Here is an 18,303-nt window from a genome sequence, read left to right on the forward strand (position 1 = left end):
TCAAAACTAAAACAATCCACTATGAAAACATTAGTAAAAATCACCTTAGCAGTAGGTATTACACTTTTTAGCATTTCTGAAAGCTATGCGCAATTTGGAAATAAAAAGATAAAAGGAAACGGAAACGTAACCACTAAAACTGTCAACACTCAAGATTATGACGAAATTAGAGTCATTGGGTCTTTAGACGTTCATTTAGAACGGGGAAATGAAGGAAGCATCACAGTTACGACAGATTCGAACATTCAAGAATACATTGTGGTTGAAGTGGAGAACAATTCATTAAAAATTAGAGTCCAAAAAAATATAAATGTATCTACAAATAAGGGAATTCATGTTACAGTTCCATTTGAAACAATTTCTAGTGTTTCCCTTACAGGTTCTGGTGATGTGAACACAAAAGACACTATTAAAACCGATTCTTTCAATGCGTCTGTTACAGGATCGGGCGATGTTACTTTAGACGTTACTAGTACCAATATTGATGCGAAAGTAATAGGCTCTGGCGACTTAACCATTTCAGGAAAAACAAAATCTTTAGAAGTAAAAGTTACCGGAAGTGGTGATTTTAAGGGAAAAGGACTAAAAGCAGAAAACACACAAGCCTATGTTTCTGGTTCTGGTGACATTGTTGTGTTAGCTTCAAAAAGTATTAAAGCACGTGTCAATGGATCGGGCGATATTGAATACTCAGGAAATCCAGATACGGCAGACACCAAAGTATTAGGATCGGGTTCTATATCTCCTCGTTAGCAATCTGTTTTCTTCGGAAATAAAAAAAGCCCTCTTACTGTGTGTAAGAGGGCTTTTTTTTATATAGTTTTTAATAAATGTTACGGATTGATAACCGCTTCAAAACTACCGTTTGTAATTTCGTATGTTGTTGGATCTGCTCCTGAAACATCTATCGCTGTATATGTGAACGTTCCTTCAATCTCTCCAGTGGTTAGATCGTAACTTGTAATCGTTAACGTTCCTGGATCTGAAGCAAATTCAGAAGCACCACCATTCGGACTGTAGATTCCAATTTTTTCATCCCCTGTAGCAAGCACAGAACTCATAGGGTACGACCCTACTTCAATATCGATTGGGAAAGCCAATGAAAGTGTTTCTCCACCTGCACTAGATTCAATAGAAACGATTTCTGTTCCACTAAACAAGGTATAGTTTAATACAATTGTTTCAGACTCATACTCAACACCATCTATTTCTGCAGAAAAAGGATTTGGACCACTTCCTGGAATTCCAGGAAAATGGACAGTAAAAGCACCTTCAGTAACAGAAACAACAGTTGGATCAACTCCTAATGGGTCTGTAGCTGTAAATGAGAATGTCGCTTCTATAATACCTTCTTCCGTATCAAATTCGGTAATTGTAATCGTTCCAGGATTCGAAGTTAAGTTCTCCCCTCCTGTGTTTGAGTTGTACAATGCTATTACGTCTGTTCCATCTGAAATATTTTCCATATCGAAAGTTCCTTCGCCTAAAAACAATGGTAAATCAATACGAATAGTTGCGTTATCTGAAGTTCTCGCTATAATTTTCACCATATCAACTCCTCCAACCATAGATAAAGTTGTTGTAATTGTATCTTCTACAAACTCATTCATTTCAACAAGCGCGTAGAATTCGTCTACAGGATCACCTGTACCTGTTCCACCACCACCTGAACCAGTATCATCAATTGTATAAGGAATAGTGTTAAACGCACCCGGTGTTACTGAAATAGTTTCAATCACAGGATCTCCGTTTCCATCCAATACTGGCTGACCTGTAGCATCAAGTTGAACTCGTTTTCCGATAAAACTAAAAGTACCAGAGATTGTTAAGTCAACAGTATTTAAGTCAGTAAGTGTTAATTGTCCCGATCCTCCTAAGTCTCCAGAAGAAACATACGGATTGGTTGTTGCTTCAACGTCGAAGTAACGTGCAGCATTTATAGTTGCTGGTCCAGCGATTAGATTAAAAGGACCTACTGCTGTAACATCTTCAGCAGATAATGTAATACTCTCTCCTGTACTCTCAATTAAACCTGTAATTACAAGAACATTTTCAGTGGTTAAAGTGGCCCCAGCAATACTCGCTACAAACTCTTCACCATCTATTTGGGCCAAAAATTGACCTTCTTCAGCCAGTCCTGGATCTCCTTGTTGTGGAAATGTGCCTTCTAATGGCTCGTCTGTACAAGCTGTAAAATTAAGTGCTAAAAGGGCAACTAAAGCCCAATTAAAGAGTATAAATTTCTTCATAAGTAGTTGTTTGCTTTTCTTATAACGCAAACTTAAAGAAAAATTGTTTATTAATTCATTTTTCTTGGTACTCTCAATAGTAAAATGACACCAATAACAAAAAATAAAACGAAAAATAATATCGCGTATCGAATACTACCCGTAAGTTGGGCGACATATCCATAGCTTAACATTCCTATTACAATTCCTATTTTTTCTGAAACATCATAAAAACTAAAATAAGAGGCTGTATCGATTGCATCTTCAGGAAGAAACTTTGAATACGTAGATCTTGACAAAGATTGAATTCCTCCCATTACGAGTCCTACAAAGGCTGCGGTTATGTAAAATTCATTCGGAGTTGTAATGGTATAAGCAAACACACAAATGCAAATCCAAATGATATTTAAAACGATAAGCACTTTTATGTTTCCGAATTTTGCGGAAGAGCGAGATGTAATAAAAGCACCTAGAACCGCTACCAATTGTATTAGCAATATGCTTACTATTAATCCTGTTGTTGCATTTGTATCTCCCCAATCTAATTCTTCAATCCCGAAATAAGTCGCCACCAACATAATAGTTTGTACCGCCATACTATACACGAAAAAAGCCCCTAAATATCGTTTAAGAGGTATGTTTTGCTTGATTTTATTCCAAATAAGTTTTAACTCTTTAAATCCATTAAACAACACGTTTTTAGTGAATTTTTCTTTTTTGTTTCCCTTCGGAAGGTGATAATAGGTGTATTGACTAAAACCAATCCACCACAAACCTGTAAGCACAAATGAAAATCGCGTTGGAAAGTTTTCACTTTCAAAACCAAATAACTCATACTTCATAATCATTACCAAACAGATTATTAGTAATACAACACTCCCAATATATCCTAAAGAATATCCCTTTGCACTAATTTTATCTTGTTGTTCTTTAAAAGCAATGTCTGGCAGGTATGAATTGTAAAACACCAAACTTTCCCAAAAACCGATTAATGCAAAGAAATAACACAACAAGCCAAACCATAAAAATTCCATAGAGAACCAATAGAGTCCGATACAGGAAGAAGCGCCTAAGTAGCAGAAAAACTTCATAAACATTTTCTTATTCCCAACGTAATCGGCAATACCACTTAACAGCGGACTTAAAATTGAAACGACTAAAAAGGCAGCAGCTGTTACAAAACTAATTAATGTGTCATTATTAAAGTCGAACCCCAAAAAAGACACCGTATCATTTATAATTGTACCCTTTTCATCTTTTAAGATAGTTAAAGCACCATAAAAAATGGGAAATATAGCAGAAGCTATAACCAAACTATATACGGAGTTTGCCCAATCATAAAACGCCCAAGCATTCAGTAATTTTTTACTTCCCTTTGGTAAAATTTGACTCATAATAGTACAGTATTGATTTAAAAGAGGATACAAAAAAATCCCGCTTTTGCGGGATTCTAAAGTACTAAAAATATATTGAGTATTATTTTTTAAACGTAGTAACACCAAATTTTCTTGCTTCTGCTTTAGCTTCTGGTGCCCATTCTGTAATATTTACAATTCTAGTTTGGTTAGAAGGGTGTGTACTTAATATTTCTGGAGGTGCTTCTCCACCTGCTTGACTCATACGCTCCCATAATTGAGCTCCTACAATAGGATCATATCCAGCTATAGCCATTAAAGTAAGTCCTATTCTATCTGCTTCCGTTTCGTGACTTCTACTAAATGGTAACATAACACCTAATTGACTTCCGATACCATACGCTTGATTAAATATACTTTGATTTTTTGGGTCATTACTTAAAGCAACATTTCCTGCCACAGCACCTATTTGTTGTAACTGTCCTGCACTCATACGTTGCTGACCATGATTTGCCAAAGCATGTGCCACTTCGTGTCCCATAACAGCAGCTACTCCAGCTTCACCTTGTGTAATTGGTAGGATTCCTGTATAAAATACAATTTTGCCTCCTGGCATACACCAAGCATTTACGGCAGGATCATCCACTAAGTTATATTCCCACTCATAATCTGTTAAGTATCCTGCATATCCATTCGCTGTTAAATAGCGTTCTGCAGCAGCAGATATTTTCTGCCCCACATTTTTAATCATGTTTGCGTCCGCAGTTCCAGTAACCACTTTGTTTTCAGTCAAGAATTGATCGTATTCTTGAAAAGCCATTGGTAAAATTTGAGAATTTGGCACCAATGCTAATGTTTGTTTTCCAGTAAAAGGATTTGTTGTACAAGCAACCAATACTATGGATGCAAGTAAAATGGAGAGGTTTGTTTTAAGTTTCATTGGTATTCAGGTTTAATTATCATTCAAAAATAAGGATATATCTTTTCATTTTAGAAGTTAATAGTTAAAAACCGTTTTTTTACCCTAGTATTTTCGTTGAACGAAACAATAATTAAGATAAAAACTTTATCAAAGCTTTAATATATTTTAAAAAGTCAACCCAATACCTTTGTAAAGTATGGAATGGCTTTTGCTACTATCATAAAAAAATAATCATTATGAAAAATATATTTTTATTCTTAGCTGTTTCTGCAGCATTCGTATTTACTTCTTGTGAAGGTCCAGAAGGTCCTCCAGGTGAACCAGGTGGTTTGGTATATGGACAAGTTTTTGAAACTACTGAAAATCTTCAGTATGATAGCGCTTCTGCCACCTATACATCCCCTTTTATATCATTTCCAGTTGAAGTGTTTGAAAGCGATGTAATTTTAGCATATCGCTATGAAGGATCTGAAGTTGTAAATGGAACATCGGTTGACATTTGGAACCCACTTCCTAGAAGTTATTTCTATCAAGACGGAACAAGTGATATTTTCGAATATAGCTTTAACCATACTTTTTTTGATATCCAATTTGTAATTGATGGGAATTTTGATTTAACAATCATAGAACCTGAATTTACAACCAATCAAACGTTCCGTATTGCAGTTGTTCCTGCTGAATTTGCTACTGCTAATTTAACAATGGACGATTTAATGCAAGGTTTACAAATTGATGCGACTGATATAGAACAAATTTCAAAATAATTATGAAAAACATACTTTTAATAGTATTTAGTCTTGTTCTTTTTAGTTGTAATTCTTCCGCTCAAAATAAAAAAAATGCGAAAGAAACACACGACTTTGCCGTTGTAAAAACGGAAGCGGAATGGAAAGCTGAACTAACTCCATTACAGTACAATGTATTGCGAGAAGCAGGTACAGAACGTCCGTTTTCAAGTCCGTTAAACAAAACATACGAAGCCGGAACCTATGTTTGTGCTGCTTGTAACACTCCTCTTTTTGAAGGAAAACACAAATTTGATAGTGGTACAGGATGGCCAAGCTTTGATCGTGAGGTAACAGGAAACGTTGTGTTCGATACCGATCATAAAATTGGGTATGAACGTACTGAAGAATTGTGCGGAACCTGCGGTGGTCACTTAGGACACGTTTTTAATGACGGCCCAAGAGAAACTACTGGTAAAAGACACTGTGTAAATGGTGCCGCGTTAAAATTTATTCCAAAAGAATAAACACTTCGCTTATAAAAATCTAAAAGTTCTTTTTAGGAACGAAACACCTTCAGTAGGTACTCGTTTTTAGAAAGAACTTTTTTTTATACCCTATTCTTGTTCTTCTTTTCTATAAAAAAGAAGCAGCATCTCCCCTCTTTCCGAAGAAAATTAAATTAAAATGAAAAATACTGCCTGTTTTTTGATGCTTTTTTATTTCGTTCCACATACATTTCGTAATTTCGTGTCTTTAAATTAAAGATACAATTCAGCGAAATGAGTAAATACGATGTTATAGTTTTAGGAAGTGGTCCAGGCGGATATGTAACTGCTATTAGGGCTTCACAATTGGGGCTTAAAACGGCCATTATTGAAAAAGAAAGTTTAGGAGGCGTTTGCCTTAATTGGGGTTGTATCCCAACCAAAGCACTGCTTAAAAGTGCACAAGTATTCGATTACTTAAAGCATGCAGAAGACTACGGTCTTACTGTAAAAGAATACGATAAAGATTTTGACAAAGTGGTGGCTCGTAGTCGTGGGGTTGCTGATGGAATGAGCAAAGGAGTTCAATTTTTATTGAAGAAAAATAAAATTGACGTGATCAATGGCTTCGGAAAAATTAAGCCAGGCAAAAAAGTTGACGTTGATGGAAAAGAATATTCAGCAGACCACATCATCATTGCTACTGGAGCTCGTTCTCGCGAGTTGCCAAACCTTCCTCAAGATGGTAAAAAGGTGATTGGATATCGTGAAGCAATGACATTAAAGAAACAACCTAAAAGCATGATTGTGGTAGGTAGTGGAGCTATTGGAGTTGAATTTGCACACTTTTACAACGCAATGGGAACTGACGTAACTATTGTAGAGTTTTTACCAAACTTAGTACCGCTAGAAGACGAAGATGTTTCAAAACAATTTGAGCGTTCTTTCAAAAAGGCAGGTATTAAAGTAATGACTAATTCTTCTGTAGAAAAAGTGGATACTTCAGGAAAAACAGTAAAAGCAACTGTAAAAACGAAAAAAGGAGAAGAAATTCTTGAAGCTGACATCGTTCTTTCAGCAGTAGGGATTGCTTCAAACCTTGAAAATATTGGTTTAGAAGATGTTGGTATTGTCACCGACAAAAATAAAATCATGGTAAACGATTGGTACCAAACAAACATCCCTGGCTATTACGCTATTGGTGATGTAGTTCCTGGTCCTGCTTTAGCACACGTTGCTTCTGCGGAAGGAATTACGTGTGTGGAGAAAATCGCTGGTTTACACGTAGAAGCTATTGACTACGGAAATATTCCAGGGTGTACGTATGCGACTCCTGAAATTGCAAGTGTAGGAATGACTGAAAAACAAGCAAAAGAAGCTGGATACGAATTGAAAGTTGGGAAATTCCCGTTTTCAGCAAGTGGAAAAGCAAGTGCTTCTGGTGCTAAAGATGGTTTCGTAAAAGTAATTTTTGATGCGAAATACGGCGAATGGCTAGGTTGTCATATGATTGGTGCAGGTGTTACCGATATGATTGCTGAAGCTGTTTTAGGTAGAAAACTTGAAACAACAGGACACGAAGTGTTAAAAACAATTCACCCACACCCTACCATGAGTGAGGCTGTAATGGAAGCTGTTGCAGATGCATACGGTGAAGTAATTCACTTATAAGTTTCAAAATAGAACAACTAAAAAGTGCCTTGATACATTCAAGGCGCTTTTTTTATATACTAGTTTCTGTAATTCTCAATCTGTCGATTGATTCAAATTATTGATTGTGAAATAGGTCTCGACTGCGCTCCACTAAACAAGTAAAGAGTTTTTTTTAATCAATTGTAGCTTTCGTTACTCTGTAGCTAAAAAACTCTGCAACGCCAACTCATAGCTTTGCAAACCAAATCCAAGAATCACTCCTTTTGCATTGGGAGAGATAAATGAGGTATGTCGAAACTCTTCTCTCGAAAACGTATTTGAAATATGAACTTCTACAACAGGTGTGCTAATTGCTTTTACAACATCGCCAATAGCAACCGATGTGTGCGTATACGCTGCTGCATTTAAAATAATCCCTTCGTAAGAGTAGCCTACTTCTTGAATTTTATCGATCAATTCACCTTCAATATTAGATTGAAAGTGTTCTAATTCTATTTGTGGAAATTTCTTCTGAAGTTTTTCATAAAACTCCATGAAAGTTTCATCTCCATAAATGTTGTTTTCACGTTTACCTAGGAGATTTAAATTTGGGCCGTTGACAATGATAATTTTCATTGCATAAAGATATAAAATAAAAAAGCGGAAGCTTTCGCAACCGCTTATAATTCTATGAATTTTATGACTTAAAACGTATATCCTGCTGAAACTTGAAATACGTTATTTTGATTTTTATAATTAAAATCTGGATCGTCATTGATATCTGTAACACCTTTATTATAGCGTAAACTTCCAAAGAAGCCCATTGGCAAACGATAGGTTGCCCCTATGCCCACACCAATATCGACACTTTTATATAAATCTTTAAGATCTACAGAATCGCCATCATTAGTATCGCTTTCTGCTTTTACTAAAACACCAATTACAGGCCCTAGCTCTCCACTTAACCCTTCAATGATATGATATTTACCAAGAATTGGAATGTTAAGATAATCGAGTTTAATTTTAAAATCATTTACTTCATCAAATAGAAATCCATAGTTTCCTTTTGATCCTTGAGACGAATATAAAATTTCTGGCTGTACCGAAATTTTATCAGTAATAGGAACTTCTATCAAACCACCAATATGAAAGCTTACTCTAGAATCTAATCCTCCGATCCCATCATAATCTCCGCCAATGGAGGCTAAATTGAGTCCTGCTTTGGCACCCATACGGAACTCTCCTTGCGCAAAACTGTTTGTGATAAAAAATATTGCTACTGCTGTAATTAAAAATAGTTTTCTCATAATTTGCTAATTGTAAGGTTATTGTATCGTAAATCTACTAAAATAAAATAAATACACACAATAGGCTTTTCCCCCTATTTAATACCCACAAACCCCTGCTTTAAACAAAAAAAAAGCCATCTGAATAAACAGATGGCTTTTAAAATTATGTGTTAAAACTTATAAAAAAGAATATCCTAGTGCTAAAGAAACAACACTGTTTTTATTGCTTTCAGTTCCTCCGTCGATAATATCACTTAGTCCAAAGTTGTAACGTGCGTCAATACGAAGTCCCATAGGTAAATCGTATCCAGCGCCTACTACTGCCGTTAAATCGAAGCTTTCTGCTTTGACAGCCCCTTCAATATCTCCATAAATTTCTTTTATATTATCATCAACGATAAAACCAAATTGTGGTCCCGCTTGAATGTTTAATCCTTGTACTAAATAGTATTTTAAAACAACAGGTACAATAGCATAGTTTAAATCAAATTCGCCAGCATCAAATTCGGCTCCTTGTTGTGAGTATAGTAAATCCACTTGTACCCCAACTTTATCGCTAAATTTTATTCCAGCAAAAGCTCCAGCTAAGAATCCTGTTTTATTCGATACTTCAGACGCATCTGTAATACTAGCGAAATTGGCTCCGGCTTTAATACCTAAATCAATTTCTTGCCCAAAACTTATTGAACTTACTAAAATTGCAATTGCTAAAACAACTAATTTTTTCATATCATTTATTTTTGTTAGTAATTATATCAAAGATAGTAAAACGTTAAAATACGTGAGTTATTCTATCCATTCTTTTTATATTGAATCTATTTATGTACTATAGCCTATGCAGTGGAAACAAGCAATTATTGACTATCAACACTATTTGAAAATTGAACGTGGACTTTCAGATAATTCCATATTCAATTACTCGCTCGATATTAGGAAACTTGTGGTATGGTTAGAAAGCAACGAGATAAACGTTTCACCTGTAGTAATTTCCGAAGAAAAAATTCAAGAATTTATTTATCACATTGCAAAAACTGTAAATCCACGTTCGCAAAGTAGAATTATATCTGGATTGCGTGGTTTTTTTAATTACCTCATTTTTGAAGATTACCGAAATACCAATCCAATGGAGTTAATTGAGAGTCCGAAGTTAGGAAGGAAACTTCCCGACACTCTTTCTATTGAAGAAATTGACCAATTAATTAATGCCATCGATTTAAGCTCACCACAAGGAGAACGAAATAGAGCCATTTTAGAAACCTTATATGGTTGCGGATTGCGTGTTTCAGAATTGGTTTCCTTAAAAATATCGGATCTCTTTTTTGACGAAGGCTTTATCAAAGTGACTGGAAAAGGAGACAAACAACGCTTGGTTCCTATTGGGGGTGCTACCGAAAAATACATTACTATTTATAGAAAAGAAATACGGGTACATCAAATTATTGCCCCTACTGCCAAAGACACCTTATTCTTAAATCGAAGAGGAAAACCACTTACACGCGCCATGATTTTTACCATTGTAAAACAATTGGCTGAAAAAGCAGGCATTGAAAAAGTGATTAGTCCACATACCTTCCGTCATTCCTTTGCAACACATTTACTAGAAAATGGTGCCGATTTGCGAGCCATTCAGCAAATGCTAGGACATGAAAGTATTACTACCACTGAAATCTACACACATATCGATAAAAAACAGCTTACCGCAGTTATCAATTCTTTCCATCCTCGAAAATAAACTTCAATTAGCTATTGTTGCTTTTTAAATCAAATGTGAAAAAAGTGTTTAAATAGTATGGTTTCGGGTTAAATAAACGCTAAACTGGGTTTGTTTTTTTCTGAAACTAGCCTTGTTTTGTACATTAATAATTCTATATATAGAGTAACATTTTTGAATTTTCAGAAACAAAAAAAGAAATACTATGAAAACATTAAAATTCAGCAATAAAGATTCCATGCATACCATTGGTCTTGGAACATGGAAAGCAAGTGGAAATGAAGTGAAAAATGCAGTAAAAGAAGCACTCAATATAGGCTTTAGACATATCGATACTGCAGCTGTTTATGGAAATGAGACTGAAATTGGAGAAGCATTAGCCGAAGTGTTTGCTGAAGGAAAAATAAAAAGAGAAGATGTTTTTATTACGTCTAAATTATGGAACGATTCTCATAAAGAAGGATATATAATTCCTGCGTTACAAGAAACGCTTAAAAAACTTCAACTAGAATATTTAGACCTTTATTTAATTCATTGGCCAGTGGCATTTAAACCTGGAGTAGGACAACCTAAAAAACCATCCGATTACCTTTCCCTTGAAGAAGCTCCAATTATTGATACATGGAGAGGCATGGAAAAAGCAAAAGAAGGAAGATTGGCAAGACATATCGGAGTATCAAATTTTAGCAAAAAGAAATTAAAAGCCCTTATTGAACAAGCAACCATTAAACCAGAAGTAAATCAAGTTGAATTACATCCCTTATTACAACAAAACGAATTATTAGCATACTGTAAAAGTGAAGGCATTTTTGTAATTGCATACTCACCTTTAGGATCAGGAGATCGCTCTGAAGGGATGAAAGGGGAAAACGAACCGAATTTAATGGAAATTGAAACCATACGGGAAATTGCAAAGAAAGCAAATGCTACGGCAGCGCAAGTACTAATTGCTTGGCATGCGCATAGAGGTTGTGCCGCGATACCTAAGTCTACAAGTAAAGATCATATCGAAGCAAACTTCCAAGCAGCAAACGTAACGCTTGATGATGCGGATATGGAAAAAATTGCAGCCTTAGACAAACACTACAGATTTATAACAGGAAAATTCTTTGAAGAACCTTCCAAAGGATACGAAAATATTTACGACGAATAAAAAAGTATAAATGAGTGTGCGTTTGTAAAGCACATAAAAACAAATTAATAAAAAAGGCCTCCAATAATGGAAGCCTTTTTTTATAGATAGAATGAACTAAAATTACTTTGCAATATTCACAGCTCTAGTTTCACGTATTACCGTTACTTTAACTTGTCCTGGATACGTCATATCTGTTTGAATTTTCTGAGAAATCTCGAACGAAAGTTGTGCTGCTTTTTCATCACTCACTTTTTCGCTTTCTACCATGACACGTAACTCACGTCCTGCCTGAATAGCATATGCTTTGTTTACACCTCCAAATCCGAAGGCAATTTCCTCAAGATCTTTTAAACGTTGAATGTACGAATCTAGCACTTGACGTCTTGCGCCAGGTCTAGCTCCACTAATAGCATCACAAACCTGTACAATTGGAGACAACAAACTTGTCATTTCAATTTCGTCGTGGTGAGCACCAATGGCATTACATACTTCAGGTTTTTCACCATATTTCTCTGCCCATTGCATTCCTAAGATTGCGTGAGGCACTTCTGTTTCTGTTTCTGGCACTTTACCAATATCGTGTAATAATCCGGCGCGTTTTGCTAGTTTCGGATTTAACCCTAGTTCAGAAGCCATTACACCACAAAGCTTAGCCACTTCACGCGAGTGTTGTAGTAAGTTTTGTCCGTAAGATGAACGATACTTCATACGTCCTACCGCTTTAATTAATTCGGGTTGTAATCCATGAATTCCTAAATCGATGATGGTACGTTTTCCAACCTCAATAATTTCTTCTTCAATTTGTTTGGTTGTTTTCTTTACGATCTCTTCAATACGTGCTGGGTGAATACGACCGTCGGTTACTAATTTGTGCAATGACAAACGAGCAATTTCTCTTCGAACTGAGTCGAAACAAGAAAGGATTATCGCGTCTGGGGTATCATCTACAATAATCTCTACCCCTGTAGCTGCTTCAATAGCTCGTATATTTCGTCCTTCACGACCAATAATACGTCCTTTTACATCGTCACTTTCAAGGTTAAATACAGAAACGCAATTTTCTACAGCTTCTTCTGTACCGATACGTTGTATGGTGGTAATAATAATTTTCTTCGCTTCTTGCTGCGCTGTCATTTTCGCTTCTTCAATCGAATTTTGAACATACGCCATAGCACTCGTTTTCGCTTCTTCTTTTAAGCTTTGCATCAACTGATTTTTAGCATCTTCCGCAGAAAGACTAGAAATCACTTCTAATTGCTCTATTTGACTACGGTGCATTTTATCAATCTCACTTTGTTTTTTATCCAAATAGGCTAGTTTGTCGTTGTAGCTTTTTTGCTTTCCTTCTATTTCAGCATTAGCTTTCTTAGATTTTGCTAATTCGCTAGAAACTTGTGATTCTTTGTCGCGGGTGCGCTTTTCTGCATCTGCGATTTTCTTTTCACGACTTAAAATTACTTTTTCGTGTTCTGATTTAAGTTCAATGAATTTTTCTTTGGCTTGTAGTATTTTGTCTTTTTTAATCGATTCTGCTTCTGCATTTGCTCCTTTTAAGATGGAAGCGGCATTCTTTTTTGCAGATTTTGTAAGCTGTGAAGCATTATTTTTTTCTAAGTACTTTGCTATTGCGAATCCTATTCCAATACCAACAATACCGATGATGATTAGTGTAACTATATTGTCCATTTTTTAGTTGAAATTAATGTATAAAAAAAGCCTACATTAATAGTGATTGTTGAATAAACTCCTTAAAAACAAGTTTAGGGCTAATATGCTGGTCAAGTATCCGTTCGAAGACGGCTCGCTTTTGCAACAGTAACTCACCCTTTTTAAAGATGTAACGTTGAGTTTACCAAAAAATATACTAATGTAGGCAGTAACCTTATTTTATTTAAAGAACGTCTTATGATAAATGATCCTGCAATAATTGATTTAAAGCGGTAAGCTTATCCTCTATTTCTTGCGAATCTGTATCTTTATCAATGCTTTTTTGCTCCACCTGAGCTGCAAATTGCAAAGCACACATGGCTAATACATCCTGCTTATCTCGTACGGCGTAATTTTGTTCAAACCTTTTAATCATTTCTTCTATCTTCTTAGCCGCTAGCCTAAGTCCTTCTTCTTGCGAAGGATTGATTGTTAAAGGATAGACCCTATCTGCAATCGATAATTTTATTTTTAATTGGTCTGACATTATTTATTTTATTCGGAAAGTTGGGTAATACACTGATCAATTTCCCGAACAAGAGCATTTATCTTGAGTTTTGTATCTCGTTTGTATTCGTCGCTGCCAAGCATTGAATTTGCTAATTTTAATGAATTACATTTTTCTTGCCAATCTGCTATTTCACTTTGAAAATCCTGTTGTTGTGATTTCAAAGTAGCAACTTCATCCTCTAAATTAGTCTTAATTTGCTTCAGTTTTTGATGACTGTGGAGCAATTTGCTTATCCTATTTTCAAGAGAATCAACAATTTCTGAAATATGGCTCATTAAAATTTATTTCAATACTACTCTTACAAAGTTAACATACCAACGGTAATAACCCAACTGTTTTCTATTATTTTTTGTATTATTGATAATCGGACACAATAAATCTTCATCTCTCCCCTTTATTACACACTGTATTATTATTTTTGCTTTATGAAGAAGATTATTTTCGCACTGTTTTTATTGGGAGTAACAGCCAACAGCCAGAACAACATACCTACCGACTATTTTAGCAACCCGTTAGAAATACCTCTTATCCTTTCTGGAAGTTTTGGTGAGCTACGTAGCAATCATTTTCATAGTGGATTGGATATTAAAACACAACAACGGGAAGGTATTCCAATTTATGCACCTGCAGATGGATATGTGAAACGTATTAAAGTGGGGCATTATGGCTACGGAAAGGCCTTATACATACAACATCCTAACGGCTACACCACCGTATATGCGCACTTAAGAGAATATGCTGGTGCGATTGATGCGTATGTAAAAAAGAATCAATACGATAAAGAAACTTACGAAATTGAACTGTTTCCAGACAATACAACTCTCAATATTGCAAAAGGAGACATTATTGCATACACTGGAAACTCAGGAAGTAGCGGTGGCCCACACTTACATTACGAAATAAGAGATGCTTCTTCTCGCCCTATGAATCCTATGCTATTTGGTGTTGATATTCCCGACACGAAGAAACCATTGGTGAATACTGTCATGGTATATCCCATCAGTGATGATGCACAAATAAATCAATCTCAAAACCCAATCAAACTTCGATTAATTCATCAAAAAGACGGTTCCTTTAAAGCTGAAAAGATTACAGCCTTTGGTAAAATTGGCTTCGGAATAAATACAAATGACCAGCAAGATGGCGCTTCAAACAAAAACGGCGTTTACGACATTAAAACCACTTTTAATGGGGTTGAAAAATATAACATTCAGTTTAAGAAGTTCTCTTTTGACGAAACACGATACCTAAATAGATATATTGATTATAGCTATTTTATGAAGAATAGAAATAGGGTTCAGAAATTATTCCGCGAAAGCAACAATCCGCTGAGCCTTATTACTGAAGTTGACGATAATGGGTACATCACGATTGAAGAAGGCTTTACCTCTACCTACACTATTGAAATCACCGATTTTAAAGGTAATAAAACACTTGTCTCAATTCCTGTGGAAGGAAAGCAAGAAGAAATTTTAAAGCCAAAAGCGACCGCAGAAACCCCAGATTTTATACATGCAAATCAGGCAACATCGCTTACAAAAGGAAAGTTCAACGTATTTATTCCTGCAAATAGCTTGTATGAAGATGCGTACTTGGATATTTCAACACAAGGTGACACAATTCATTTACACGAAGACACCATTCCGATTCATAAAAACATTACGCTTTCAATAGACGTGTCAAATTATAAAGGTCCCGACAAAGACAAATTGTATTTAGGTCGCCTGAACTACAAAGGAGATCCGTACTACAACAGTACTTATCGCAAGGGAGACAAACTTTCAGCAAGAACAAGAACCTTCGGAACCTACACTTTAGTGCTCGACACAACACCACCAACCATAAAACCTGTTAATTTCGCTGCCAATAAGTGGATTACTAAAAATAAAACACTTAAAATAAAGATTGATGACGACTTAAGTGGTATTAACACCTATAGAGCTACCATTAATGGAAAGTTCATTTTAATGGAATATAATTACAAAACTGACGTTCTAACTTATGATTTTGATGACAAAGTCATAGACGAATCTGAAAACAATTTGAAAGTAATTGTTGTAGATAATGTAGGAAATAGTGCTACATTTGAAGCAACCTTTTTCAGGAAAAATATATAAAAAAAGCCTTTGAAAACTACAACTTTACCCTTCTTACTCTTCTTTTTAATCTCATCAAGTATTTTAGTTGCACAAAATGCAACCATAAGAGGAGTCCTTTTAGACACATCGAACACCCCTATTTCTGGCGCTAATATCACGTATGGTTCCGAAGGAGTTTTATCAGACTTAAATGGATACTACTTACTCGAAATACCTTCCAATCAAAAAATAACGGTTACGTATTCGTATGTGGGTCTTAAAAATGTGGAACTTTCAATTACTTTAAAACCGAATGCCAATTACGAGTTCAATCCGGTGTTAAAAACAGACGAAATACAAATTGGAGTTGTAGAACTTTCAGCAAAAAGAAACAAACGTATAGAAGGTGTTGTAACAATTAGCCCAGAAGCAATCCGAAAAATACCTGGAGCAAACGCGGGTGTAGAAAATTTATTAAAATCATTGCCTGGTGTAAACGGAAACGATGAATTAAGTACTCAATACGCGGTTCGTGGTGGTAACTACGACGAAAATCTAGTGTATGTAAATGAAGTGGAAGTGTACCGTCCTTTCTTAATTCGAAGCGGACAACAAGAAGGTTTAAGTTTTGTAAACAGTGACCTTACTTCAAACGTAGATTTCTCAGCCGGTGGTTTTCAAGCAAAATATGGAGATAAACTATCGTCTGTATTAGATATCACCTATCGTCAGCCCGTAGATTTTGGCGCCAGTTTAGATCTTAGTTTATTAGGAGCAAGCGCTTCAGTTGAAGGAATTTCTAACGACGGAAAACTTACTGGTATTCTAGGACTTCGCTACCGTGACAATAGCTTGTTTGTAAACTCTAAACAAACAGAAACCAACTACAAACCTACTTTCGCAGACGCGCAAACTTATTTTACCTACAAATTCAATAATAAATTTGAATTGAGCTTTTTAGGAAACGTATCTATAAACGATTATCAATACGAACCGTTAACGCGTCAAACGAACTTCGGAACACTTACCGATCCTATTGCGCTATTGGTTTTTTATGAAGGTCAAGAAGTAGATCGTTACAACACGTATTTTGGTGCTTTAAAAGGAACCTATGTGCTTTCAGATAATTACACAGCGAAAGTTATCGGATCCATTTACCAAACACAAGAACAAGAACACTTTGATATTTTAGCACAATACCGTTTAGGAGAAGTAAACACTAATATTGGAGATGAAAACCTTGGAGAAGTTGAATTTACGGAAGGAATTGGTTCTCAACTCACTCATGCTCGTAACGATCTTGATGCCTTAATTTTAAATTTAGAACACAAAGGGAACATTAATATTGAAGATAATAATATTGAATACGGTATTAAATACACCCACGAAGACATTCGCGATCGTGTGCAGGAATATGAAATTATAGATTCGGCAGGTTTTTCTATTCGTCCGCCACTTCCAGATTTCGCAAACAACCAACCGTATTCACCCTACACCTCTCCTATTGTTCCTTATACAGAAATACGCGCTAAAAACGACGTTCAAATTGACCGTATCTCTGGATACGCACAATACAGTCGTCAATACGATTTAGACAACAGCGAGCTATGGGTAAATGCAGGTGTACGAGCCCATAATTGGACAGTGAGCGGTCAAAACATCACAAGTACCACACAAACTACATTTAGTCCGAGAGCACAAGTAACATTGAAGCCGAAATGGGACATGGACATGTTATTTCGTCTTTCGGGAGGATTATACCACCAACCGCCATTTTATCGTGAATTGAGAGATTCTACAGGAACTGTTCGTCCAGATGTAAAAGCACAACAGTCGGTTCATATTGTACTTGGAAATGATTATAGTTTTAAATTATGGGACCGTCCGTTTACACTTAATTCTGAAGCCTATTACAAGAAACTAAGTGATGTAAACCCATATACCTTAGAAAACGTTCGAATTAGATACAGAGCTAATAACAATGCGGAAGCTTATGCCTACGGATTAGATGTGCGCATGGCGGGTGAGTTTGTTATCGGAACTGAAAGTTGGATAAGCTTTGGGTATTTAAAAACAGAAGAAAACATAGACGATCGTGGTTATATCTTTAGACCCACAGATCAACGCTTAAAGTTTGGTGCGTTAATACAAGACTACGTAAAAGTAGTTCCTAACCTAAAAGGATACTTAAACTTAACGTACAACACAGGATTGCCAGGCGGATCGCCAAGTTATGCAGACCCATACGACTATCAAGTGCGTTTACCAGATTACAAACGTGCCGATTTAGGGGTATCGTACGTAATTGTAGACAAAGACAATCTTCGTGAAAATGGTTGGTTACGTGTCTTTAAAGAATTCACTGTTGGAGCCGAGATATTCAATATATTCGATGTACAGAACTCTATTACCAATACGTTTGTACGTGATATATACACCAAAGTACAGTATTCCATCCCGAATTACTTAACGCCAAGAGTATTCAACGTTAGAGCAACTATGAAGTTTTAAGTAAAGAATTA

The 18,303-nt window shown here is 35.7% G+C and carries 17 protein-coding genes and 1 other RNA gene; 8 read left to right on the forward strand and 10 right to left on the reverse strand.

Features of this window, described 5'->3' with window-relative positions:
• Nucleotides 1–21: 21 nt before the first annotated feature.
• Entirely contained in the window at nt 22–753 is a 732-nt protein-coding gene (locus BLQ00_RS09830) for a head GIN domain-containing protein (RefSeq protein ID WP_093143748.1), read from the forward strand.
• A gap of 80 nt (nt 754–833) precedes the next feature.
• On the opposite strand, the gene BLQ00_RS09835 is transcribed toward BLQ00_RS09830, so the two are convergent.
• The 3 genes from BLQ00_RS09835 to BLQ00_RS09845 all read right to left on the reverse strand — a co-directional run bounded on the left by BLQ00_RS09835 (nt 834) and on the right by BLQ00_RS09845 (nt 4,523).
• The gene (locus BLQ00_RS09835) at nt 834–2,249 is read right to left on the reverse strand and encodes a DUF6252 domain-containing protein (RefSeq protein WP_093143751.1); all 1,416 of its coding nucleotides are present in this window, start codon (nt 2,247–2,249) and stop codon (nt 834–836) included.
• A gap of 50 nt (nt 2,250–2,299) precedes the next feature.
• On the reverse strand, nt 2,300–3,622 hold the full coding sequence (locus BLQ00_RS09840; RefSeq protein ID WP_093143754.1) for an MFS transporter: 1,323 nt from the start codon (nt 3,620–3,622) through the stop codon (nt 2,300–2,302).
• Between the two features lie 82 nt (nt 3,623–3,704).
• Nucleotides 3,705–4,523, reverse strand: a complete 819-nt coding sequence (locus tag BLQ00_RS09845; RefSeq protein ID WP_093143757.1) for a M48 family metallopeptidase — start codon at nt 4,521–4,523, stop codon at nt 3,705–3,707.
• Between the two features lie 218 nt (nt 4,524–4,741).
• On the opposite strand from BLQ00_RS09845, the gene BLQ00_RS09850 reads away from it, so the two are divergent.
• The 3 genes from BLQ00_RS09850 (at nt 4,742) to lpdA (ending at nt 7,389) form a co-directional block, all read left to right on the forward strand.
• Complete coding sequence (locus BLQ00_RS09850) at nt 4,742–5,269, forward strand: hypothetical protein (protein WP_093143760.1); 528 nt, start codon at nt 4,742–4,744, stop codon at nt 5,267–5,269.
• A gap of 2 nt (nt 5,270–5,271) precedes the next feature.
• Nucleotides 5,272–5,757, forward strand: coding sequence for a peptide-methionine (R)-S-oxide reductase MsrB (gene msrB, locus BLQ00_RS09855; protein WP_093143763.1), 486 nt, complete (start codon nt 5,272–5,274; stop codon nt 5,755–5,757).
• A gap of 255 nt (nt 5,758–6,012) precedes the next feature.
• Nucleotides 6,013–7,389: a dihydrolipoyl dehydrogenase gene (lpdA, locus tag BLQ00_RS09860; protein ID WP_093143766.1), complete on the forward strand. Its 1,377-nt coding sequence runs from the start codon at nt 6,013–6,015 to the stop codon at nt 7,387–7,389.
• Between the two features lie 174 nt (nt 7,390–7,563).
• Here lpdA and aroQ read toward each other — a convergent pair whose 3' ends face one another.
• The 3 genes from aroQ to BLQ00_RS09875 form a co-directional block, all read right to left on the reverse strand.
• The gene (gene aroQ / locus BLQ00_RS09865) at nt 7,564–7,986 is read right to left on the reverse strand and encodes a type II 3-dehydroquinate dehydratase (RefSeq protein WP_093143769.1); all 423 of its coding nucleotides are present in this window, start codon (nt 7,984–7,986) and stop codon (nt 7,564–7,566) included.
• 68 nt (nt 7,987–8,054) lie between these two features.
• On the reverse strand, nt 8,055–8,657 hold the full coding sequence (locus BLQ00_RS09870) for a porin family protein (RefSeq protein WP_093143771.1): 603 nt from the start codon (nt 8,655–8,657) through the stop codon (nt 8,055–8,057).
• 159 nt (nt 8,658–8,816) lie between these two features.
• Entirely contained in the window at nt 8,817–9,368 is a 552-nt protein-coding gene (locus tag BLQ00_RS09875) for a porin family protein (RefSeq protein ID WP_093143774.1), read from the reverse strand.
• A gap of 106 nt (nt 9,369–9,474) precedes the next feature.
• Between BLQ00_RS09875 and xerD the strand changes: the two genes are divergently transcribed.
• Together xerD and BLQ00_RS09885 are read left to right on the forward strand one after the other, a co-directional pair.
• Nucleotides 9,475–10,371: a site-specific tyrosine recombinase XerD gene (gene xerD / locus BLQ00_RS09880; protein ID WP_093143777.1), complete on the forward strand. Its 897-nt coding sequence runs from the start codon at nt 9,475–9,477 to the stop codon at nt 10,369–10,371.
• Between the two features lie 184 nt (nt 10,372–10,555).
• A complete protein-coding gene (locus tag BLQ00_RS09885) occupies nt 10,556–11,503 on the forward strand; it encodes an aldo/keto reductase (protein WP_093143780.1) in 948 nt (315 codons plus the stop codon).
• 102 nt (nt 11,504–11,605) lie between these two features.
• Here the strand turns inward: BLQ00_RS09885 and rny are convergent, their stop codons facing one another.
• The 4 genes from rny to BLQ00_RS09905 form a co-directional block, all read right to left on the reverse strand.
• Nucleotides 11,606–13,171, reverse strand: coding sequence for a ribonuclease Y (gene rny / locus BLQ00_RS09890; RefSeq protein ID WP_093143805.1), 1,566 nt, complete (start codon nt 13,169–13,171; stop codon nt 11,606–11,608).
• Nucleotides 13,172–13,226: 55 nt separating this feature from the next.
• Nucleotides 13,227–13,334, reverse strand: a non-coding RNA gene (gene ssrS, locus BLQ00_RS09895) — 6S RNA.
• 54 nt (nt 13,335–13,388) lie between these two features.
• Nucleotides 13,389–13,679 carry a cell division protein ZapA gene (locus tag BLQ00_RS09900; RefSeq protein ID WP_093143808.1) on the reverse strand — a complete coding sequence of 97 codons (291 nt, stop codon included), beginning with the start codon at nt 13,677–13,679 and terminating at the stop codon, nt 13,389–13,391.
• An 8-nt stretch (nt 13,680–13,687) separates the two neighbouring features.
• Nucleotides 13,688–13,978, reverse strand: coding sequence for a hypothetical protein (locus BLQ00_RS09905; RefSeq protein WP_093143811.1), 291 nt, complete (start codon nt 13,976–13,978; stop codon nt 13,688–13,690).
• 150 nt (nt 13,979–14,128) lie between these two features.
• On the opposite strand from BLQ00_RS09905, the gene BLQ00_RS09910 reads away from it, so the two are divergent.
• Nucleotides 14,129–15,820, forward strand: coding sequence for a M23 family metallopeptidase (locus BLQ00_RS09910; protein WP_093143814.1), 1,692 nt, complete (start codon nt 14,129–14,131; stop codon nt 15,818–15,820).
• Between the two features lie 9 nt (nt 15,821–15,829).
• Nucleotides 15,830–18,292 (forward strand): TonB-dependent receptor, encoded by a 2,463-nt coding sequence (locus BLQ00_RS09915; RefSeq protein WP_093143817.1) that lies wholly within the window; start codon nt 15,830–15,832, stop codon nt 18,290–18,292.
• Nucleotides 18,293–18,303 lie beyond the last annotated feature (11 nt).

This window comes from Ulvibacter litoralis (genome assembly GCF_900102055.1).
Classification (GTDB): domain Bacteria; phylum Bacteroidota; class Bacteroidia; order Flavobacteriales; family Flavobacteriaceae; genus Ulvibacter; species Ulvibacter litoralis.